The organism is Lysinibacillus sp. 2017, assembly GCF_003073375.1.
GTDB lineage: Bacteria > Bacillota > Bacilli > Bacillales_A > Planococcaceae > Solibacillus.
In genome coordinates, this window is record NZ_CP029002.1 from 3,319,607 (window position 1) to 3,341,065 (window position 21,459).

Annotated in this window: 17 protein-coding genes; 9 read left to right on the plus strand and 8 right to left on the minus strand. The window is 36.8% G+C overall.

The features are described from left to right. Positions 1–45 precede the first annotated feature (45 nt). The 3 genes from DCE79_RS16290 to rlmD form a co-directional block, all read right to left on the minus strand. The gene (locus DCE79_RS16290; protein WP_108714021.1) at positions 46–864 is read right to left on the minus strand and encodes a hypothetical protein; all 819 of its coding nucleotides are present in this window, start codon (positions 862–864) and stop codon (positions 46–48) included. 5 nt (positions 865–869) lie between these two features. Beyond that, the gene (locus DCE79_RS16295; protein ID WP_199912285.1) at positions 870–1,391 is read right to left on the minus strand and encodes a hypothetical protein; all 522 of its coding nucleotides are present in this window, start codon (positions 1,389–1,391) and stop codon (positions 870–872) included. 360 nt (positions 1,392–1,751) lie between these two features. Next, the gene (rlmD, locus tag DCE79_RS16300) at positions 1,752–3,116 is read right to left on the minus strand and encodes a 23S rRNA (uracil(1939)-C(5))-methyltransferase RlmD (protein WP_108714022.1); all 1,365 of its coding nucleotides are present in this window, start codon (positions 3,114–3,116) and stop codon (positions 1,752–1,754) included. A gap of 189 nt (positions 3,117–3,305) precedes the next feature. Between rlmD and DCE79_RS16305 the strand changes: the two genes are divergently transcribed. Beyond that, positions 3,306–4,991 carry a methyl-accepting chemotaxis protein gene (locus DCE79_RS16305; RefSeq protein WP_108714023.1) on the plus strand — a complete coding sequence of 562 codons (1,686 nt, stop codon included), beginning with the start codon at positions 3,306–3,308 and terminating at the stop codon, positions 4,989–4,991. A 249-nt stretch (positions 4,992–5,240) separates the two neighbouring features. On the opposite strand, the gene DCE79_RS16310 is transcribed toward DCE79_RS16305, so the two are convergent. The 4 genes from DCE79_RS16310 to DCE79_RS16325 form a co-directional block, all read right to left on the minus strand. After that, complete coding sequence (locus DCE79_RS16310) at positions 5,241–6,266, minus strand: cytochrome d ubiquinol oxidase subunit II (protein WP_108714024.1); 1,026 nt, start codon at positions 6,264–6,266, stop codon at positions 5,241–5,243. After that, positions 6,263–7,606, minus strand: a complete 1,344-nt coding sequence (locus DCE79_RS16315) for a cytochrome ubiquinol oxidase subunit I (RefSeq protein ID WP_108714025.1) — start codon at positions 7,604–7,606, stop codon at positions 6,263–6,265. The genes DCE79_RS16310 and DCE79_RS16315 overlap by 4 nt, the downstream gene beginning before the upstream one ends. 125 nt (positions 7,607–7,731) lie before the next feature. Beyond that, complete coding sequence (locus DCE79_RS16320) at positions 7,732–8,658, minus strand: diacylglycerol kinase (RefSeq protein WP_108714026.1); 927 nt, start codon at positions 8,656–8,658, stop codon at positions 7,732–7,734. A gap of 181 nt (positions 8,659–8,839) precedes the next feature. Then, a complete protein-coding gene (locus tag DCE79_RS16325) occupies positions 8,840–9,397 on the minus strand; it encodes a thioredoxin family protein (protein WP_108714027.1) in 558 nt (185 codons plus the stop codon). Between the two features lie 357 nt (positions 9,398–9,754). Here DCE79_RS16325 and DCE79_RS16330 point away from each other — a divergent pair, with 357 nt between their 5' ends. The 5 genes from DCE79_RS16330 (at position 9,755) to DCE79_RS16350 (ending at position 15,353) form a co-directional block, all read left to right on the plus strand. Next, positions 9,755–11,374 carry a peptide ABC transporter substrate-binding protein gene (locus DCE79_RS16330; RefSeq protein ID WP_108714028.1) on the plus strand — a complete coding sequence of 540 codons (1,620 nt, stop codon included), beginning with the start codon at positions 9,755–9,757 and terminating at the stop codon, positions 11,372–11,374. Between the two features lie 139 nt (positions 11,375–11,513). Then, the gene (locus tag DCE79_RS16335; RefSeq protein ID WP_108714029.1) at positions 11,514–12,443 is read left to right on the plus strand and encodes an ABC transporter permease; all 930 of its coding nucleotides are present in this window, start codon (positions 11,514–11,516) and stop codon (positions 12,441–12,443) included. Beyond that, entirely contained in the window at positions 12,443–13,375 is a 933-nt protein-coding gene (locus tag DCE79_RS16340; RefSeq protein WP_108714030.1) for an ABC transporter permease, read from the plus strand. The genes DCE79_RS16335 and DCE79_RS16340 overlap by 1 nt, the downstream gene beginning before the upstream one ends. A gap of 15 nt (positions 13,376–13,390) precedes the next feature. Next, positions 13,391–14,437 carry an ABC transporter ATP-binding protein gene (locus DCE79_RS16345; RefSeq protein WP_108714031.1) on the plus strand — a complete coding sequence of 349 codons (1,047 nt, stop codon included), beginning with the start codon at positions 13,391–13,393 and terminating at the stop codon, positions 14,435–14,437. Positions 14,438–14,444: 7 nt separating this feature from the next. Further along, positions 14,445–15,353 carry an ABC transporter ATP-binding protein gene (locus tag DCE79_RS16350; protein WP_108714522.1) on the plus strand — a complete coding sequence of 303 codons (909 nt, stop codon included), beginning with the start codon at positions 14,445–14,447 and terminating at the stop codon, positions 15,351–15,353. Positions 15,354–15,444: 91 nt separating this feature from the next. On the opposite strand, the gene pruA is transcribed toward DCE79_RS16350, so the two are convergent. Then, on the minus strand, positions 15,445–16,989 hold the full coding sequence (gene pruA / locus DCE79_RS16355; protein WP_108714032.1) for an L-glutamate gamma-semialdehyde dehydrogenase: 1,545 nt from the start codon (positions 16,987–16,989) through the stop codon (positions 15,445–15,447). A 167-nt stretch (positions 16,990–17,156) separates the two neighbouring features. Here pruA and DCE79_RS16360 point away from each other — a divergent pair, with 167 nt between their 5' ends. The 3 genes from DCE79_RS16360 (at position 17,157) to putP (ending at position 21,340) form a co-directional block, all read left to right on the plus strand. Then, a complete protein-coding gene (locus tag DCE79_RS16360; RefSeq protein WP_108714033.1) occupies positions 17,157–18,452 on the plus strand; it encodes an AAA-type ATPase lid domain-containing protein in 1,296 nt (431 codons plus the stop codon). Between the two features lie 318 nt (positions 18,453–18,770). After that, positions 18,771–19,745: a proline dehydrogenase family protein gene (locus DCE79_RS16365; RefSeq protein ID WP_108714034.1), complete on the plus strand. Its 975-nt coding sequence runs from the start codon at positions 18,771–18,773 to the stop codon at positions 19,743–19,745. A gap of 107 nt (positions 19,746–19,852) precedes the next feature. Beyond that, positions 19,853–21,340 carry a sodium/proline symporter PutP gene (gene putP, locus DCE79_RS16370; RefSeq protein WP_108714035.1) on the plus strand — a complete coding sequence of 496 codons (1,488 nt, stop codon included), beginning with the start codon at positions 19,853–19,855 and terminating at the stop codon, positions 21,338–21,340. Positions 21,341–21,459: the final 119 nt, after the last annotated feature.

The following is a 21,459-nucleotide window of genomic DNA, read 5'->3' on the forward strand; positions in this document are numbered from 1 at the left end:
ATTTTTTTATGCTACATCCATTGATAAAAATGATTGTTACGTTTTTTACACCTTAGATACAGAGTTTGCTACCATTTTTTCATTCCCAACTGGTGTAGTATAGTACCGTTGTTCAATCCCCCATAGTAAATGTTTTAGTTCATCTTCATTCTTTATATTAAATTTCGACTCTTTTTCATCGAAGGAGAGCTTTTCGCTACAATAATCTTTTATGTAAGAATAGATTGTACTTTTCTCCCTTCTTGAAAATCCTCTAATTGTTTCCATAGCTAGTGCTATTCTTTTTCTATTTGCTGTTTTTACTTGTAAAGCATGATAACCATCTGCTAGTTCAATAAATTCACTTTTTAAAAAATCTTCTGTTTCTTGTTGTGTGGCTTCCTTATAAAGTTCTATTATGCCCTTAAAAATCGAGGTAAGCGATGATATATTCTTAAAATAAAGCGTGTCCTCTGACTCTACATAAACAGCATCGGGAATTTCATTAATAACTATTATAGGCGATTGATTTTCGATTACTGGTTCACCAATCTTAAACCACTTTTTATTAACAATTAATGATGGTGTGATTTTTTGAAAAAAATAGACGCCTTCTTGGTATGAGCATAAGAAAAGTAAATCCTTAATGTCAATAGTCCCCATTTGATCATAATCAGTAGAGATAAAATCCCGTTTTAGAAACTCTATACAGTAGTCCTCATTTGAAAATTTGGGTATATAAAACCATTCATCATCTTCTAATTTATAGTCAGAATTGTATCTTTTAGGGTTATCTAAGTATTCTGGCAATTCAAAAACTTTACCAGATAAAACCCTATAAATTTTCCCTTCTTTTCCTTTGGTACTAGCAACTAAATAATTCATATGTTTCATCTCCCCAAGTCAATAAAAGTAAAATCATTAATTCTTCTCAATTTCGGCAAGTTAATATCATTAGGATTTTTAAGAGACTTTCGAGTAATTAAAAATATTTTAGTTCTATTAACTGTTGTCAAATAATAGAAATGGTATCCGAGCAACAAAAATAATGGATTAAAATAATGGGTTTGAGAAAAGAATGTGAATAAAAACAGTATTAAGAAAATAAAAGTCAAGGTTTCAAAATTAGTTATACTAAGCGCTACAAAGAAATAGCCAAGATAACTTGGTAAAAAAGCGTTATTCGCTTGTTCCACTTCAATTATTTTAGATATTTCAATAGTTTGTTCTTTCCCATTTTCTTTCTTTATTCTTTTTTCAGTTTTCTCAAGACTATCCTTAGCTAATAACTTAGCTAAAAGGAGACTTATAAAAGTAAAAGTTATTGGCAAACAAAAATACAGGGCATACGAGACAAAATCCGGTACAAAGGATAGTTTATTATGCCATTGTATTGTTAATTGTTCTTTCACAAGATATATCACAATTATTAGTGATGTAGAGTTGAAGGTAAGAAATAATCTATAAAAAAGATTTATGATTAACAACCCCCTTCTTACATGAAATTATAAGTAAAATAATGTAATTACGCAAATTTATTTACACTTATAATGAAACTATGTCAGTATATTAGTAAGGCTAAAGCCGAACGTTTGATAATAGCTATCCTTCATAAAAAATCAAGAACAACAATGGGATAGTTGTACGCCGAATAATCTGCACCAGATATAAGAACAACCTAGATAATTAACTACAATTCCAAAGTCACAAACAAAAAGCTGAGCGAAAATCCCTTTACTAGTTGGATTCTTCGCACAGCTATATTTATTCTATCAAACCAACTCCAACCAAGCGACCGCTTCACAATGTGTCGTATGTGGGAACATATCAACTGGCTGTACTTCCTGTGTTTTATAGCCACCATCTTCTAAAATGCGAAGATCGCGTGCTAATGTTGCTGGATTACATGAAACGTATACAACACGTTTCGGTTTTTGCTCGATAATTGTATTTAGTAGTGCCTCATCGCAGCCTTTGCGCGGTGGGTCAACTACTAATACGTCAGCTTCTTTACCTTCTGCGTACCAGCGTGGAATGACTTCCTCTGCTGGGCCTGCTTCGAAATACGTATTCGTTAAGCCGTTTAACTCCGCGTTACGTTTCGCATCTTCAATTGCTTCTGGTACGATTTCTACACCCATTACTTGTCCTGCTTTTTGAGCTAAAAATAACGAAATTGATCCGATACCACAATACGCATCAATTACACGCTCATCACCTTGTAGCTGTGCATAGTCTAGTGCTTGTTTGTAAAGCACTTCTGTTTGGATTGGGTTTATTTGATAGAACGAACGTGCTGAAATTTCAAAGCGTACGTCGCCAATTGTATCTTCGATCGTATCGTTACCCCAAAGCGTAATTGTTTCGTCGCCGAAAATAACATTGGTTTTTTCGCTGTTTACGTTTTGTACAATGGATGTCACATTTGGAACAAGTTCACGGATTTTTTCGATTACCGCATCTACTTGTGGGAATTTTTTTGATTTTGTGACAAGTACGATCATCACTTCTCCAGTAGCACGACCTTTACGGACAACAACATGACGTAGCATGCCTTGATGGGACTTTTCATCATATGGACGAACACGTAATAATGCTAACTCATCCTTTAATTTACCCATCATTGTATCTGCTTCACCAGTTTGAATTAGACAACGATTCATATCCACAATGGCATGTGATTTTGTTTTGTAGAAACCTGCCACTGCATCGCCTTCTTCATTTTGTGCAAATGGAATTTGTGATTTATTGCGGTACTGCCACGGCTCTTCCATACCTTTTACTGGATGCACGGGTGCGTCGATTTTACCTAATCTCTTCATTGCATTCTCAACCATGTTTTGTTTCCATTTTAATTGACCTTCATATGAGAGATGCTGCAATTGACAGCCCCCGCACTGGTCAAAATATTCACAGGTTGCATCTACACGATCTGGTGATTTTTCTAGGATATCTACCACTTTTGCAAAGCCGTAGTTTTTTAATGTTTTTAAGACATGTACTTCTGCTGTCTCCCCAGGAAGTACGCCTTGAATAAATAATGGATAGCCGTCAATTTTTGCAACGCCATTACCATCATGTGTTAAATCTTCTATATAAACAGTTGTACGATCATTTTTTTTAATCGGTGCAGTCATGTTAAATTCGTCCCCTCATTTCAATCACTATATTGTAACATGTCCTCATTAAAATGCACCAAGACAAACAATTTTCTTCCTTTTCTGAAACTTCTATTTCTATTATTTATATAGTCATCCAAGTTCAATACCTATATAATGGAGGAATCAATACATTAAATTTTCCAATAATTCAAAGGAGGAAAGTCTATGTCAGTTCGTAATAAGCTTAATATTGGATTTCTTACCATTGGATTTTTCCTACTTTTATCAATAGGCTTCGCTACTATACAATTCTTTCGTATAGGCGATGAAGTTTCAAAAGCAGTTGATGTCCAAATGGCACAAATCCAGCGTGTAAATGATATTGAACAAAATTTACTGTCACAAGGGATCAACGCACGTGCCTATACAAGTGACCCTTCACAGAAAAATTTAGATGCCCTTAATGAACACACGAATAATCTAGTCACTTTAATTAGCGAAGTTCAAAAGGAAAACATGTTAAAAGAAGCAACAAATCCTATATCAAATTTAAAAGATCAATCTGAAATAATTCAGCAGCAGATTGAAAAAGTTGTGGTAGCCGTTCAAAGTCGTGATATTTCGACAGCGCTTTCTGCTATTAATGGTGATTACAGTTATACAAGTAATTTTACACATGAGCTTACAACGAATATCGAAGAAATTGAAAATGCGCAACTCGATAAAATTGTACATCGGACAAAAGCTATGATTACATTGGCTACAATTGTGTCCATTGTTTTCATTATAGTTACCGTTGCTATCATCACGTTTTACATAATTTTCACAAAACGTGGCATCACAAATCCCCTTCAAATTATTGTGGGAGATTTGGAGCAAATGGCGAATGGTAATTTAAAGATTGAACATAAAGCGGTTAAATCTAAAGATGAAATTGGCCAGCTTTCAAGGGCGTTTATTACATTACATCGAAATTTCGAAGAATTATTACTTAGTATTCAACATAACTCGAATGAATTAAGTAATTCGTCAAATCTATTGCAGAAAAACAGTGGTGTTATTTCTAAAGAAACGGCTCAAATTCAAAAACTAATTCAGCATACCGCGCAAATGTCTGAAGCGATGGCAACTGGAGCGAGTGAAAGTGCTGTAGCTGTAGACGAAACCTCTCACGGTATTAGCGCCATTGCACAATCTACTAACGAGCTACATAACGGTGCTATCATGTTGGCACATTCAGCAAGTGAAGGTGTACAGATAGTTGATGAAGCGAAACAACAAATGAATACAATGCATCAATCTACAAAAATGATTTCCAATTTAACAAATGTATTAATCGAACAGTCAGAGCAAATTAGCTTGATTACAAATGCGATTACCGCTATTGCTGACCAAACGAATTTACTTGCATTAAACGCCGCTATTGAAGCCGCCCGAGCAGGTGAACATGGTAAAGGTTTCGCTGTCGTAGCAGATGAGGTACGTAAGTTAGCTGAGCAATCGAAGCAATCTGCCAATGAAATTGTCGTACTAACAGAAACCATTCAAGAAAACTCAAAAAATGTTAGTGATGCCGTAGAAAATAGCTTACATTGTGCACAACAAGGCGTAGTCGTTATCGATCGTGCAGGTCAGTCATTCCATCATATTTCTGATAATATTTTTGCAATGAGTGAACGTGTAGAGCAAATTTCCGCGACTGCTCAAGAAATTTCTGCAAGTGCTGAAGAAGTGACTGCCTCTGTAACTGAAATTTCATTTGGTACAGAGCAAACAACAGATAATGTTGAAAAAGTTGCCTTGGCAACATCTTCGCAAGTGGATGTTGTAAAGCAAATTGAAAGCTTATCTCACCGATTAGCAGAGCAATCTAAAGAGCTCCAAAATAGCATGCACCGCTTTACGCTATAAATTTCAAAGGGCTTTTCGAAAAGTATCCTTCTCCTATATTTATTAACCGCTTAAGGCGGTGGTCAGAATAAATTCTCACCATCCTCGGCGCAAAGGGCTTGTTCAGAAATCACTTTCCGAACAAGCCCTTTATTATTGTCTGCTGCTATTTTTATCTTTCGGTGCTACATAAAATGCTAATACTAATGAGATTACTACGACTAAAAATGGTGCAAAGAAAATTAAAAACGGTATCATTCAATCATCCTCCTAAGCATGGTCATCATGTGCACCACGTACATAGTCTTTGTTGAATACAAATAGCTTAAATAATAAATACAGAGACGGGATGAGGAGTAACGCGCCCAGTCCAAAAGCAATAATTAAGGCAATTGCCATCTCATTATTTGTAAAACTGTCATTGATGGATAAGTAAGGATACAGTAAATAAGGATAATGCGATATTCCGTATGCAAAAAAGGCAAAGGCAAACTGTGTAAACAATAATATGACCATTAAGCCATATTTTTTCTTCGTCCATAAGAGCCCTGTCGTAATTAAAAATAATAATCCCGAGATGGCAAATAGCCACCATACATCGACAACTTTTTCAAAACGAAATGGGTTATGTCCGCGAAATTCAAACAATATTCCCCCTGCTGCAATTGCAAGGGGTATCGTCCAAATAAGCCCATATTTCCGCATTAAATTTGCTGCAATTTCATCATTTGCTTTACGTGCATACCACGTTAAAAATACTGCAGAAATATATAGAACCGCAACGATACTTAGCACCACAATACTCCAAGTGAGCGGACTCACAAATAAAGCTTTGTAATTTAATTTGGGCACATTTCCAACAAGCTCAACAAAGCCACCCTCTGAAATTGTTAATACAACCGATAATGACGCAGGAATAAATAGCCCTGCTATCCCATAAGCCGTTGCATAGCCTTTATGTCCTGTTACCCCATAAGATTCAAATGCATAATACGCACCACGAATGGATAATAAAATGAGTGAAATACTAACTGGCACGAGTAAGATGGTGCCGTAATAATAGGCGGTTTGTGGGAAAAAACCAACAATCCCTACAAAGAAAAATACGAGAAATACATTCGTTACTTCCCAAACGGGGGATAAATAACGTTTGATGATATCACTTAACACGTCGGATCGATTGGTTAACACGCTATATGCATTATAAAATCCAGCACCAAAATCAATTGAGGCGATAATCACATAACCAAATAGAAAAGACCATAGTACACAAATACCAATCAATTGTAATGTCATACTACGTCATCCCCCTTCGCGTTTCTTGCTGCAAGCTCTTTGACTATTGGATTATTTTTGAACATACGATGCAGTGTAACAATACTACCTACCGCCAAAATAAAGTAAAGAATTGAAAATAAAATGAGCATAACATCCACATAGCTACTCGTAGTTGCCCCCTGCTCCGTACGCATAATACCGCGCATCACCCATGGTTGACGGCCAACTTCTGCTAACCACCAGCCCGTTTCAATTGCTACTATCGATAAAGGTCCACCTGCTACAATTCCTGCGCGGAACCATTTTGAACGGACAAATGACCATCTTCGCCATATTGCGAGTAAATAAAGTAGTGATACGGCAAACATAAACATTCCAATGATAACCATTATGTTGAATAAATAATGAATACTTAACGGTGGATGCTCATCAATCGGAAATTGATCAAGTCCGATTACTTCAGCTTTTGGATTACTATACGCTAGAATACTAAGGGCATATGGAACTTTCAGTGCATACTTTACTTCGCCATCGTCTAATAAACCAAATAACACTAGAGATGCATTTTCACTAGTTTCAAAATGCCATTCCGCAGCAGCTAACTTTTCTGGTTGATATTCTGCTAAATACTTACCAGAAAAATCCCCTATAAGTATCGTAGCGGCCGTAAAAATAAAACCGATTTTCATTAGTAAATAAAGCGCTTTTTTATGATAAATATGGTTGGAACCACGTAACAAGCGGTATGCTGCAATCGAAGCTAATAAAAATGCACATGTCATATAGGCTGTTACCAAAACATGTGCCACTTTTGTCGGCATCGCTGGATTGAACATTGCAACTAATGGTTGAATATTAATTATTTGACCATCCACAATATCAAAACCCTGTGGTGCATTCATAAAAGCATTCACGATGGTAATAAATACAGCTGACATCGAAGCTCCTATGGCTACTGGTATTAGCAGCAACATATGCTTTTTCTGATTTTCAAAGCGATCCCATGTATATAAATAAATACCTAAAAAAATGGCTTCAAAGAAAAAAGCAAAAGTCTCCATAAACAACGGAAGTGCAATTAATTGTCCAGCTGTTTGCATAAAGTTTGGCCATAATAAGGAGAGTTGTAATCCTATAATTGTTCCTGTAACAACCCCAACAGCTACCGTTATGACGAATCCTCTTGCCCAACGCCTTGCCATTAAAATATAATGTTCATCGTTATTTCGAATTCCAATCCATTGGGCAATCATAATCATAATTGGAACGCCAACCCCAATTGTTGCATAAACAATATGGAATGATAGCGTGACTTCCATTAAAATTCGACTCCAATATACAGCAGATTCATTAATCACTTTTTAGGCCTCCCATACGTAGGTTTTTCATTAATTACTATACCCATCTATCCTTAATTCGAACGCTCTTCTTTTTAAAAGCATAAAAAAAAGCTCGTAAGGATTCCCTACAAGCTCATCAAAGTTTATATTTCTTTTTCCATCGTATTCAGTTCTCCCAGTTGTGCTACTGGTGCAAAAACTTCAATATGGCGTTTTAAGTTTTGGAATGTCGCTGGAACATCGCCACCGTATTCACCATCTAAATTCAAATGAACCTCTTCTTCTGAAGTGATAACAACATGGCTTGCTTTACGGTAAACTACACGTTCATCATTTAAATGTTCTCCGCGTAGTGCAAGTGAAGCAATTCGTATAAAATCGCCAATATTACATTCCTTTAAAACCATCACCGTAAATAAGCCATCATTGATCGATGCATCTGGTGCAATTTTTTCAAATCCACCCACTGAGTTTGTTAACCCACAGAAGAACATCATGGCGTTGTCGTCGAAAGTTTCCCCATCCATTTCTATCTTCATATGCGTAGATTTAATAGAAGGAATCATTTCGATGGCCTTTAAATAATAGGCCAATTGACCAAGCATTGTTTTCATCTTGCTTGGTACTTCATACGTCAACTCCGTAATTCGCCCACCTGCAGCTATATTAATAAAATAGCGTTCATCATTTACTAGCCCAACATCGACTGGAATTGACTTTCCTGCCAAAATAATTTCAAGTGCTTCTTCAACTTTACGAGGAATGTGCATCGCGCGCGCAAAATCATTTGTCGTACCCATCGGAATAAGCCCTAACTTCGGTCTATTTTCACATTGGCTAATCCCCGCAACGACTTCATTTAATGTACCATCTCCACCAACGGCAATCACAATATCGAACTCACGACGAACAGCTTCAATTGCAGCTGTTGTTGCATCACCTTCACCAGTTGTTGCGTGACATGACGCTTCATAGCCAGCTATTTCTAATTTTTCAAGTACTTCTGGTAACTGCTTTTTAAAAGCTTCTCGACCAGATGTAGGATTGTATATTATTCTCGCTCTTTTCATTCGCATCTCTTCCTGCTATTTAAATTTTTTACTCTGTTAAAAGTATACTGTTGAATGTTTTTGTAATGCAACTTTATACTATCTAACCAATTAATATTAAATACGTATTTTTGAAAAAAAAGTTCCTACTATATTATATAGTAAGAACCTTAAGTAGTGTCTATTAGATTTTTTCAGTAAATTAAATAGCCTCAGAAACTTTCTTTTTAAAATCTTCATACACATAATTCCATAGCACTGGATTTTCTGCATATTGTTTACGCATATTTTCATATACAGCTGCTTGCGCTTGTTCAAATGTTGGATCTTCTTTAGCAGGCAAGCCCGCACGTAAGTCCATAACAAGCTGTTGTAATTGCGGTGCACGTGGTCCCCAAGTTGTAATGACCTCACCTGATTCGTTTAATACTAAATACATTGGAATAGCACGGCCTCCATTTGTTAAATAACGATCGATTAAATCTGTATCTGCATCGCGTAAGGCTGTACGTATTTCCACATTCGCTGCTTCTGCAATTTTACGGATGACTGGGTTGTTGACCATTGCATCTCCACACCAGTCTTCGGTGATTGCTAAAATATGCACATTTGCTTTTTTTAGTCTTTCTATAAACGCATCCTCTTGCGGAACATTAAAACCTTCATAGACCGCAAAGCTTTGATCCTTCATTTGAGACATTCCGTCCATATAATCTTTCATTAAAGTACTTTCCTCAAAATAGTGTTGTTCTGTTTTCAATTGAATTACCACCCTTTCTTTTTTCTCTCTTTCTATTTTGCATGTAATTTTGGAAAATTGAAAGTTAAATGTGTCAAAATTGTTAACACATTAATATATTCAGAATTTTCAAAACAAAGAGTGTTAGCGAGAAATATTTGTTATTAAGTAACAAAAAAAGGCATAGTTATTATTTCACAAAACAATTTATAGATTTATTAATAATTTAAGAAAATTCACACTTATCTTATTTATTAGGTTTTTTGCTTTTTTTAGAATGTAGTCTATATTTATCAACAATATTCTGATATATTAGATTAACGCATCAAATTATTATCAGAAAATTTAATTTACATGATTTTTATAGGGGGTTTATTAATGAAACGTAATAAAAAAGTCGTATTAACTGCAACAGCTCTTTCATTATCTGCAATTTTAGCAGCATGTGGTGGAGACGAGGAAAAAAACACAGCATCAACGGGTGATGGCGAAAAAGAATTAAACTTATTAATTCCATCTGAGCCACCTTCATTACATCCACAATTAGCTTCAGATACAACTTCTGGTGCGATTATTGAAAGTGCTTTTGAAGGTTTAACAACAATGGTCGACGGTGAACCCGTATTAGCCGCTGCTAAAGACTATGTTGTTTCTGATGACTTATTAACGTATACGTTTACATTACGTGATGCACAATGGTCAAACGGAGATAATGTAACAGCTCAAGATTTTGAATATGCTTGGAAATGGGCATTAAATCCTGAAAACGCTTCTGAATATTCAACAATCCTTTACCCAATTAAAGGTGCGGAAAGCTATAACACGGGTGCAGGCACTGCTGAAGAAGTGGGCGTTAAAGCAATTGATGAAAAAACATTAGAAGTAACATTAAACGCGCCAACTCCTTATTTCTTAGAGTTAACAGCATTTAAAACATTCTTCCCTATTAACAAAGCAAACGCTGAAGCAAACCCAACTTGGTATGCAGAAGCTGATTCTTATGTAGGTAACGGTGCTTATACACTAGCTACTTGGAATCACTCAGGTGACATCGTATTAGAGAAAAGTGAAACTTATTGGGATGCTAAAAATGTAAACATCGATACAGTAAATATAGCAATGGTTGAGTCTGAAACTACTCAAATGACAATGTATGATGCTGGAGAAGTCGACTACTTAGGTGCTCCATACGGTTCAATTTCTCTTGATGCTATCGACCGCTTAAAATCAGAAGATAAGTTAAACGTATCTAACCAAGCCGGTATTTACTGGTATAAATTCAACACGAAAGATCCTGTGATGCAAAACGAAAATATCCGTAAAGCATTAGCACTTGCAATCGACCGTGAAGGATTAATCAAAAACATCGTTAAAGGCGAACAAGAACCAGCATTAGGCATGGTTCCAAACTCAGTAGATGGATTTAGCGAGGATGACGGTTACTTTAAAGATGCGGACTATGAGCAAGCGAAAAAATATTTAGACGCTGGTCTTAAAGAATTAGGCATAGCTAGCGCTGCTGACTTAGAAGTAAAAGTTTCTTACAACACTTCAGAAGCTCACTCAGCAATTGCACAATTTATTCAACAAGGTTGGACTGATAAATTAGGTATTTCAGTAAAACTTGATAATGCTGAATGGCAAGTATACTTAGACAAAATATCTAATGGTGACTTCCAAATTGGTCGTCTTGGATGGGGCGCTGACTACAACGACGCATACTCATTCTTAGAAATGTACAACTCAGCTGCCAACGGTAATAACCAAACAGGTTGGTCTAGTGATGAATATACAAAACTATTAAACGAGTCTGTTGTTGAAACAGATCCTACAAAACGTACTGAAAAATTATTAGCTGCTGAAGCTGTAATTATGGACGATATGCCGGTAGCACCAATCTACTACAATACAAATCTTTTCATCGAATCTGATTCAATTGAAAACATGGTTCCAGATGCTTTAGGTAACATCAACCTTAAATACGTTGACGTAAAATAGTAAATCTTATTTTGGGAAAACACTTCTTATATAAGTGAAGAACCGATTTATGAAAGGCTGCTGAAACATACCCATGTTTCAAGCAGCCTTTCATTCTCTATGAGAATATTCAAAATAGTACAAAAAGGAGGCTGGGACATTGTTAAATTTTATCTTGAAACGCTTAGTTTATATCGTGATAGCAATGTACTTAATTATTACAGCAACATTCTTCTTAATGCAGTTAGCTCCCGGTAGCCCATTCGCAAGTGAACGTGAATTACCACCTGCCATTGAAGAACAATTAAATGCCAAATATGGCTTAGACAATCCTTGGTATATTCAGTATAAGGATTACTTATTGGATACAATTACATTCGATTTTGGTGAATCGATGAAGTATAAAGGACGTTCAACAAATGATATTATCTCTGAAAGCTTCCCAGTTTCACTAGCTTTAGGTATTGAGGCTATGATTTTAGCGATTGGTCTTGGTATTTTACTTGGTGTTATTTCAGCACTGTATCACAACAAATGGCCAGATTATTTATCAACAATTATCGCAATATTAGGGATTTCGGTTCCTTCATTTATCTTAGCGGGCTTGCTTCAATATTATTTATCATTTAGAGCCGGATGGTTCCCAGTAAGTGGTTGGAAAGGTTTTAGCTATACATTATTACCGGCAATTGCAATTGCTGTTACACATGCAGGTTTTATCGCGAAGTTAACTCGTTCAAGTATGCTTGAGCAAAACAACAGTGAATATGTGAAACTTGCACGTGCAAAAGGTCTTGGTAAATGGAAAATCGTTTTCAAGCACTCTCTACGTAACGCTTTACTTCCTGTCGTTACATACTTAGGCCCATTATTTGCGGGGGTTATTACAGGTAGTTTCGTAATCGAACAAATTTTTGCGGTACCTGGACTTGGTCGCCACTTCGTAACAAGTATTACGAACCGTGACTACACAGTTATTATGGGAACAACCGTATTCTATTCATTAATTTTATTAGTAGCTGTATTAATCGTAGATATTTTATACAGTGTCATTGATCCACGTATTAAATTGAAAGGAGCGAAAAAATAATGGCTCAAAACGAAAAGCAAATTCCAAAAGTGTCACCTGAGATGTTCGAAATTGTCGGTCGTTCAGAAAATACAGACTCTCTTTCAAAAAAACAAGTGTCCTATTGGAAAGAAGTATTTTATCGCTTCTCTCATAACAAATTAGCTGTTATTGGTTTAGTTCTATTAGTAGTCATCGCATTGATGGCCATTTTTGCACCGGTTTTCTCTTCATTTAAATATGATCAAAATGTCGGTCTATATAACTCTGTCCCATCTGGTACGAACTGGTTTGGTACAGATGACCTTGCGCGTGATATTTTCGTTCGTGCTTGGGAAGGTGCTCGAATTTCATTATTTATCGGGATTACTGCCGCGGTCATCGATTTAATCATCGGTGTGCTATGGGGTAGTATCGCAGGTCTTTCGGGCGGTCGCGTTGATAACATTATGATGCGTATTGCGGATGTATTAACGGCGATTCCTTACTTATTAGTCGTAATCATTCTTTTAGTTGTTATGGAACCTGGTTTAGTTCCAATGATTATTGCCCTTTCGATTACAGGTTGGGTAAACATGGCGCGTATCGTGCGAAGTGAAGTACTAAAAATTAAAAACCAAGAGTATGTTTTAGCTGCTCGTACATTAGGTGCAAACCAATGGCACATTATTAAACGTCACTTAATTCCAAATGCGATGGGTGCAATTTTAGTAACAATGACCATGACAATTCCAAGTGCAATTTTCACGGAAAGTTTCTTAAGCTATTTAGGTTTAGGAGTTCAGGCTCCTTTAGCAAGTTGGGGGACAATGGCCTCTGAAGGGTTCAAAGCAATTCAATCTGCCCCATGGCGATTACTGTTCCCTGCAGCTTTAATCTCGATTACAATTTTCGCATTTAATGCAGTTGGTGACGGCTTACGTGACGCACTTGATCCGAAATTACGTAAATAAGGAGCGTGTACGAAGATGAAGAAAAAAGTATTAGAAGTAAATGACTTACGTATTAATTTCAAAACGTACGCTGGTGTCGTACAAGCCGTACGTGGAGTTAGCTTTGAATTATTCGAAGGCGAAACATTAGCCATCGTTGGGGAATCAGGTTCTGGTAAATCTGTAACGAGTAATGCCCTAATGAAATTAATCCCCGAGCCACCTGGTATTTATGCAGGTGGTGAGATTAAATTCAATGGACGTGACATCATTCCTTTAACTGAAAAACAAATGATGAAAGTTCGCGGGAATGATATTGCGATGATTTTCCAAGATCCAATGACAGCCCTGAACCCTACAATGCGTATCGGTAAACAAATTACAGAGGTAATTGTAAAACATAACAAAGCAACATCTCGTGATGATGCTAAAAAACGTGCGATTGAGCTTCTTGATCAAGTAGGGATTCCGTTCCCTGAAAAACGTTATAAAGCTTATCCTCATGAATTATCTGGTGGGATGCGCCAACGTGTTGTAATCGCCATCGCACTTGCTGCGGATCCAAAGCTATTAATTGCTGACGAACCGACAACTGCGCTTGACGTAACAATTCAAGCTCAAATTTTAGAGTTAATGAAAGACCTTCAAAAGAAATCAAATACATCGATTATCTTCATTACCCACGACCTAGGTGTTGTTGCAAACGTAGCAGACCGTGTTGCGGTAATGTATGCAGGGCAAATTGTTGAGTACGGTACGGTAGAAGATATTTTCTACAATCCACAACACCCTTACACTTGGGGCTTACTTGGTTCAATGCCAGACTTAAACAACTCAACGGATGAGTTACTTACGGCAATCCCTGGTTCTCCACCAAACTTAATCGATCCACCAAAAGGCGATGCATTTGCTGCCCGTAATGCGTACGCAATGAAAATCGACTTTGAAATGGAACCACCTATGTTTCAAGTATCAGATACACACTTTGCAAAAACGTGGTTACTGCATCCTGATGCACCAAAAATGCCACTTCCTGATGCGGTAGCCCGCCGTATTAATGGCTATCAACAGGAGGTCAAATAATATGAATATGGCAAATAAAATTTTAGAAGTTAAAGGCTTAAAACAATATTTCGGTTCAGCTAAACAACCGATTAAAGCGATTGATGGTATTTCTTTTGATGTATATGAAGGCGAAACTTTAGGTTTAGTTGGCGAATCTGGTTGTGGTAAATCAACAACTGGTCGTTCAATTATCCGCCTTTATGACATTACTGAAGGTCAAATCACGTTTAAAGGTCAAAATATTTCCGAGTTAAAATCACGTAAAGAATTAATGCAGTTTAACCGTGAAATGCAAATGATTTTCCAAGATCCATACGCGTCATTAAACCCTCGTATGACTGCTGGGGAACTAATTGCAGAAGGCTTTGAAATTCATGGTCTTTATAAAAATAAAAAAGAACGCCAAGAGCGCATTAGTGAATTACTTGAAGCAGTTGGTTTAACACGCGAACATGCGAACCGTTATGCCCACGAATTTTCTGGTGGCCAACGCCAACGTATCGGCATCGCACGTGCACTAAGTTTAGACCCAAGTTTCATCATTGCAGATGAGCCGATTTCTGCACTTGATGTTTCCATCCAAGCGCAAGTTGTTAACTTATTAAAGCAACTTCAAAAGGAACGTGGTTTAACGTATTTATTCATTGCGCATGACTTATCAATGGTTAAATACATTTCAGACCGTATCGCGGTTATGTACCGTGGGAAAATCTTAGAACTTGGTTCAGCGGATGAAATTTATAATAATCCTGTTCACCCTTATACGAAGTCTCTACTTTCAGCTGTCCCTCAGCCAAACCCTGAGTATGAGAAAAGTCGTGTACGTATCCCGTACAAACATGTCGATCATGATCCAGCTGCAATAGTAATTGAAGCACGTCCTAACCACTTCGTTTTCGGAACGGAAGCACAAGTTAAGGAATGGGTTAAGTAATTAAACAAAGACAAAACTCCTTCACAAAATATTTGTGAAGGAGTTTTTATATCAAAAAGGAGTTCTAACAAAATCGTAGTAGTTGAAAAAATTAGAACGCTTCTGATGTCGTTTTTGCTTGCATGTGTAAAGTTAAGTAATCTGGTCCGCCTGCTTTTGAGTCTGTACCTGACATGTTGAAGCCACCAAATGGTTGGTAACCAACGATTGCACCTGTACAGCCGCGGTTGAAGTAAAGGTTTCCTACATGGAATTCTTCACGTGCATATTCTTGATTCATACGGTTTGATGTAATAACTGCACCAGTTAATCCGTATTCTGTGTTGTTTGCAATCGCAATTGCATCTTCAAAGTTATCTGCTTTTGCAATTGCTACGACTGGTCCAAAAATTTCTTCTTTCATAATACGTGCTTCTGGAGCAACATCTGCAAATACAGTTGGATTAACGAAATAGCCTACTGAATCATCTGAAGTACCGCCAGAAACTAGGCGACCTTCTTGTTTACCGATTTCAATATAATCGTTAATTTTCTTAAATGCCGCAGCATCGATAACTGTCGCCATAAAGTTAGCATTATCTACAGGATCACCGATTGTTAAAGCATTTGTTAATTCTTCAACGCGTGCTACTACTTGGTCATACACATCTTTTACAATGACAACACGTGAACATGCTGAACATTTTTGACCTGAGAAGCCGAATGCTGATTTTACGATTGATTGTGCCGCTAATTCTAAGTCAGCTTCCTTGTCGACTACGATTGTGTCTTTACCGCCCATTTCAGCGATAACGCGTTTAATCCAAATTTGACCATCATTTAATTTTGATGCGCGTTCGTTAATACGTAAGCCAACATCACGAGAGCCAGTGAAGCTAATGAAGCGTGTTTTCGGGTGATCTACTAAATAGTCCCCTACTTCAGCACCACTACCTGGTACATAGTTTACGACACCTTTTGGTAAGCCTGCTTCTTCTAATACTTCAATAAATTTATAAGCGACAACTGGTGTTGTTGAAGCTGGTTTTAATAATACCGTGTTCCCTGTTACAACAGCCGCTACCGTTGTCCCCGCCATAATAGCGAACGGGAAGTTCCATGGTGAAATGACAATACCAATTCCAAGTGGAATGTAATCATAACGATTAAATTCGTTTGGACGGCTTTCTACTTTACGTCCGTCTTTCATCTCTAGCATTTGACGACCGTAGTATTCTAAAAAGTCGATTGCTTCTGCTGTATCTGCATCTGCCTCATTCCATGGCTTACCTGCTTCTTTTGTTAACCAAGCAGAAAACTCATGCTTACGACGACGAATAATTGTTGCCGCTTTGAATAATACGTCAGCACGTACTTCTGGCTTTACTTTTTTCCAAGATTGGAATGCTTTATCTGCTTCTTGCATCGCTTTTTCAGCTAACTCTTGTGACGCTTTTGATACAGAACCAATGACTTCTGTCTTCTTTGCTGGATTGTAAGAGACGATTTTTTCGTCCGTTGTAATACGCTCGCCACCAATGATTAATGGATATTCTGTGCCTAATTGTGACTCGACTTTTGCTAATGCATCTAAATACGCTTGTTTATTTGCTTCTACCGAGAAATCTGTAAATGGTTCGTGTTTGTAGTTAATCATTTATCATTACCTCCGATAATAAGTGCAATAAAATTTTGCATTTTAATATTTCCCTTAAATCGAATTATGCAATATTATATTGCTTAAATCAATATTTTTTTCTTTAATTCAAAAATTATCTAACTAACGATATGTCCATGATACAATAAAATGAAGGGGGTTATCTCATGAAACAGCTAGATATCTCTAGTGTTTTTGAACTGATGATTGAAAAAATAGATACCGGGCTTTGTGCCATAGATGAATTTGGACGAGTCATCGTCTACAACAAAAAGATGCGTGAATTGTCAGGTGAAACACTTGAACAAGTATCGCAGCGATTCATTTCACAATCACTTGATTTTAATCTCGAGCAAAATATGCTGCAAAAGGTATTAGCTTCGGCTCAAAGCTTTAAACATGTAAAACAAACATTTTGGAACGCACGTGGTGAAGAAGTAACGATGATTAATGATTATTACCCTTACACTCTAAGTGACGGAACAAAAATTGCGATTCAATTGTCACGGGATGTAACACAACAGGAATTTTTAATGGATCGGCCACTTAGTCGTTACGGTGCCCCACTTACTTTTGATATTATTACTGCCGTTTCAAAATCGATGAAGCAGGTCATTCAACAAGCTAAAATTGCTGCACTCGGTCGCATTCCTGTTATGCTTGTCGGAGAATCTGGCACTGGTAAAGATATGATTGCAGAAGGCATTCATCACGAATTATTAGAAAAAAATGAACGCTTCATTACGCTCATTTGTCGTCGTAATGAAGATACGCTATTAACACAAATCGAAAAATACATTGCCGAAGAAAAAAATTACACCTTTTTTGCTGAGCGAATTGAATTTTTATCAAGCGCTGCCCAGGAAAAAATTATTGCGTTACTAGAAATGCACAATGACCGTAATCACGTATTCATCGCAAGTATTGGAGAGGATCCAATCGATTTAATCCAGCAAGGTCGTCTTTCAAAGAACTTATATTATTTATTTTCAAACTTAACCATTCAAGTTCCTGCATTACGGGATCGTAAGGAAGATATTATGCCATTCGTTGATGATTATTTTGCACGACGCCGCAATAATTTTGGCGTGTCTGTAAGAGGACTAGCACCTGAAGTGGCAGAAATTTTCCGCTCATATGATTGGCCTGGCAATTTAAAAGAACTCGAAGTACTGCTAGATGATATTAGTGTACTTTTAACGAATGAAAAATATGTTGATTTATCGCTCATTCCCGCTTACTTCAAGTGGAAATTAAAACAAGCCGAGCCTGTTTCCCTTGAAGTACAAAATCTTTTCGATTTTACACAACAAGAACTGCAGCCACTTGATGAGTATATGCGAAAAGTCGAAGATCATTATATTAGCCATGCCCTACAACTTAACGGCGGCAATATTTCAAAAACTGCGAAGGCCTTAAACATTCATCGCCAAGGCTTACAGTATCGTTTAAAACGTAAATAATGTACTGTTCAAAATTAAAATTGGAAAATACCATTACATTTTCGAATGTTAAAAGCCCTATTATTAGGGCTTTTATTTTTTTATATGCCCCTGCATTATTTCGATGCACCTATTAAAATTTACACTTTTTCAAGAAATAAAATAACATTAAAAAGATATTTCAATAAAATTTTTTCGTTCCCAAACTATTGGTACTCCTCGTTTTTTTCTTTTCCCAATCACTTAAACACTTAAATTCTATTTCCATTTTTATTTTTTTGATTTATACTCACCTCAATATGAACAAAATAATTTTTCTATCCAGGAGGAGTATCCAAAATGTCATTAAAAGATTTTTTTATCGCACTTTCTGAAAACCAAACATTAAATTCTGTTGCCCAAAAATACGGTTTTAAAATGGGGGCGCAAACTGTCGTTGCAGGTACAAATATCGACGAGGTTGTACAAAGCATTAAAGAATTAAACGCAAACGGCATCTCTTGTACCGTTGATAATTTAGGGGAATTTGTTTTCGAAAAATCTGCTGCATTAGAAGCTAAGGAACAAATTTTAGCGGTGATTGAACGTATTCACGCGGAAAATTTAGATGCGCATATTTCTTTAAAGCCCTCTCAATTAGGTTTAGATATTGATTATGATTTTTGCTATGAAAACTTAAAAGAAATCGTTGCATTAGCAAACGAGTATCAAATTTTTGTTAATTTCGACATGGAAAACTATGAACGTTTACATCCATCATTTGACCTTTTAGAATCATTAAATGCGGCATACGGTAATGTTGGAACAGTTATTCAAGCATACTTCTTCGAGTCAGATGAAAATGTAGAACGCTTTAAAGACTATCGTTTACGCCTAGTTAAGGGTGCCTACAAAGAAGACGAATCAGTTGCTTATCAAACAAAAGAAGAAATCGACCGTAAGTATATCGAGCAAATCGAATATCATTTACTAAATGGTAAATTTACATCAATCGCGACACATGATCATAATATAATTAATCATGTAAAGCAGTTCGTGAAAAAACACAATATTTCGTATGATAAATTCGAGTTCCAAATGCTTTATGGCTTCCGTAAAGATATGCAATTAAGCCTTGCTAAAGAAGGCTATAACTTCTGCGTATACGTGCCATTTGGTCATGATTGGTACGGCTACTTTATGCGCCGTTTAGCAGAGCGTCCCCAAAATATTTCACTTGTGACAAAGCAAGTATTTAATAAAAAAACGAACACGATTTTAGCTGTTGCAGCTGGTGCGTTTTTAGCTGGTCGATTAACAAAATCGAAAAAATAATTACTACCAAAGGGGTAAGGTGCTAAGATTTTTTGCGTTGTGAGGTGTTAAATCTCCATGCTAAACTTAGCAAAAAATAGATAACTTTATACAAGGGGGAAATGTTTATGTCAGATAACAGTTGGCAATTGTTAGCAATCGTCCTTTATATGATCGCTATGCTAGCAATTGGATGGTATGCCTTCCGTAAAACGAGTAGTTTAACAGATTACATGTTAGGTGGCCGTGGTTTGGGTGCCACAGTTACCGCGCTAAGTGCTGGCGCTGCAGATATGTCCGGTTGGTTATTAATGGGATTACCAGGTGCTATTTATTTATCTGGTTTAGTTGAAGCGTGGATTGCAATTGGTTTAACAATTGGGGCTTATTTAAACTGGTTATTAGTAGCGCCACGTCTACGTGTCTACACACAAGTAACAAAAGATTCAATCACGATTCCAAGTTATTTAGACAATCGTTTACGTGACAACACAAAATTATTACGTATCGCATCTGGAATTATCATTTTAGTATTCTTTACATTCTATGTCTCATCCGGAATGGTATCGGGTGGTAAATTCTTTGAAAGTTCATTTGGTTTAGATTATCACACAGGTTTACTCGTTGTATCCGCTGTAGTTGTTGCTTACACATTATTTGGTGGCTTCTTAGCAGTTAGTTATACAGACGTAATTCAAGGTTTAATCATGTTAGTTACATTGATTGCCGTTCCTGTAGTAGGGATTTTTCTAACAGGTGGCTTCGGTGAAACAATTGACTCGATTAAACAAGTAGATCCTGACATGTTTAGCTTATTACCAGCGACTGCTTCAGCAGCAGCGATTATTTCTTCAGTTGCTTGGGGGCTAGGTTACTTCGGTCAACCCCATATTATCGTGCGTTTCATGGCGATTACATCGGTTAAAGAAACAAAAAATGCACGTCGTATCGGAATTGGCTGGATGATCTTCAGTTTACTCGGTGCACTTGCAACGGCTCTTGTCGGGGTTGCTTACTTCCAACAAAATGGTGGTCAGATTAAAGACGCCGAAACAATTTTTATCGTGATGAGCCAAATTTTATTCCACCCATTCATTGCGGGGATTGCATTAGCGGCGATTTTAGCTGCTGTTATGAGTACAATTTCATCTCAATTAATCGTTACATCTTCAGCCTTAATCGAAGATATGTATAAAGCATTATTCAAAAAAGACGGCACAGACAAACATTACGTATTCATGGGGCGTCTTGCAGTATTAGTTGTCTCTATTTTCGCAGCAATTGTTGCTTGGAACCCTGAGAGTACAATTTTAGGTCTTGTAGCATTTGCTTGGGCTGGCTTTGGTGCTGCATTTGGTCCAATCATTTTACTTTCGTTATTCTGGCGCAAACTAACAAACTACGGGGCACTTGCAGGGATGGTTGCTGGTGCGGTTGTAGCGTTCGTTTGGGGGAAAACTGAAAGCTTATCAAGCTCGCTTTACGAAATCGTTCCTGGATTTATCGCATGTTTAGTTGTTGCGGTTATAGTAAGTATCGTTACATACAAACCAAACGCAGAAATTGAAAAAGAGTTTGATGAAACACAGCGTATTTTAAAAGAAGAAAGTAACTAATCCTTTCTCATCAACCACAAGTTTAATCTTGTGGTTGATTTTTTTTACTAGATTTAAAGTTTTAAATAGCATAAAGATAGGCTTAAATTTCTTACATAACGATTCCAACTTTAATACCA

What these genes read in the sequence shown, in the direction of transcription:
- DCE79_RS16340 (WP_108714030.1), top strand. Translation starts at nt 12,443, where the DNA reads ATGGCTCAAAACGAAAAGCAAATTCCAAAAGTGTCACCTGAGATGTTC.
- DCE79_RS16330 (WP_108714028.1), top strand. Translation starts at nt 9,755, where the DNA reads ATGAAACGTAATAAAAAAGTCGTATTAACTGCAACAGCTCTTTCATTA.
- DCE79_RS16345 (WP_108714031.1), top strand. Translation starts at nt 13,391, where the DNA reads ATGAAGAAAAAAGTATTAGAAGTAAATGACTTACGTATTAATTTCAAA.
- DCE79_RS16350 (WP_108714522.1), top strand. Translation starts at nt 14,445, where the DNA reads ATGGCAAATAAAATTTTAGAAGTTAAAGGCTTAAAACAATATTTCGGT.
- DCE79_RS16310 (WP_108714024.1), bottom strand. Translation starts at nt 6,266, where the DNA reads ATGACATTACAATTGATTGGTATTTGTGTACTATGGTCTTTTCTATTT.
- DCE79_RS16305 (WP_108714023.1), top strand. Translation starts at nt 3,306, where the DNA reads ATGTCAGTTCGTAATAAGCTTAATATTGGATTTCTTACCATTGGATTT.
- DCE79_RS16365 (WP_108714034.1), top strand. Translation starts at nt 18,771, where the DNA reads ATGTCATTAAAAGATTTTTTTATCGCACTTTCTGAAAACCAAACATTA.
- DCE79_RS16320 (WP_108714026.1), bottom strand. Translation starts at nt 8,658, where the DNA reads ATGAAAAGAGCGAGAATAATATACAATCCTACATCTGGTCGAGAAGCT.
- DCE79_RS16360 (WP_108714033.1), top strand. Translation starts at nt 17,157, where the DNA reads ATGAAACAGCTAGATATCTCTAGTGTTTTTGAACTGATGATTGAAAAA.
- rlmD (WP_108714022.1), bottom strand. Translation starts at nt 3,116, where the DNA reads ATGACTGCACCGATTAAAAAAAATGATCGTACAACTGTTTATATAGAA.
- putP (WP_108714035.1), top strand. Translation starts at nt 19,853, where the DNA reads ATGTCAGATAACAGTTGGCAATTGTTAGCAATCGTCCTTTATATGATC.
- DCE79_RS16290 (WP_108714021.1), bottom strand. Translation starts at nt 864, where the DNA reads ATGAATTATTTAGTTGCTAGTACCAAAGGAAAAGAAGGGAAAATTTAT.
- pruA (WP_108714032.1), bottom strand. Translation starts at nt 16,989, where the DNA reads ATGATTAACTACAAACACGAACCATTTACAGATTTCTCGGTAGAAGCA.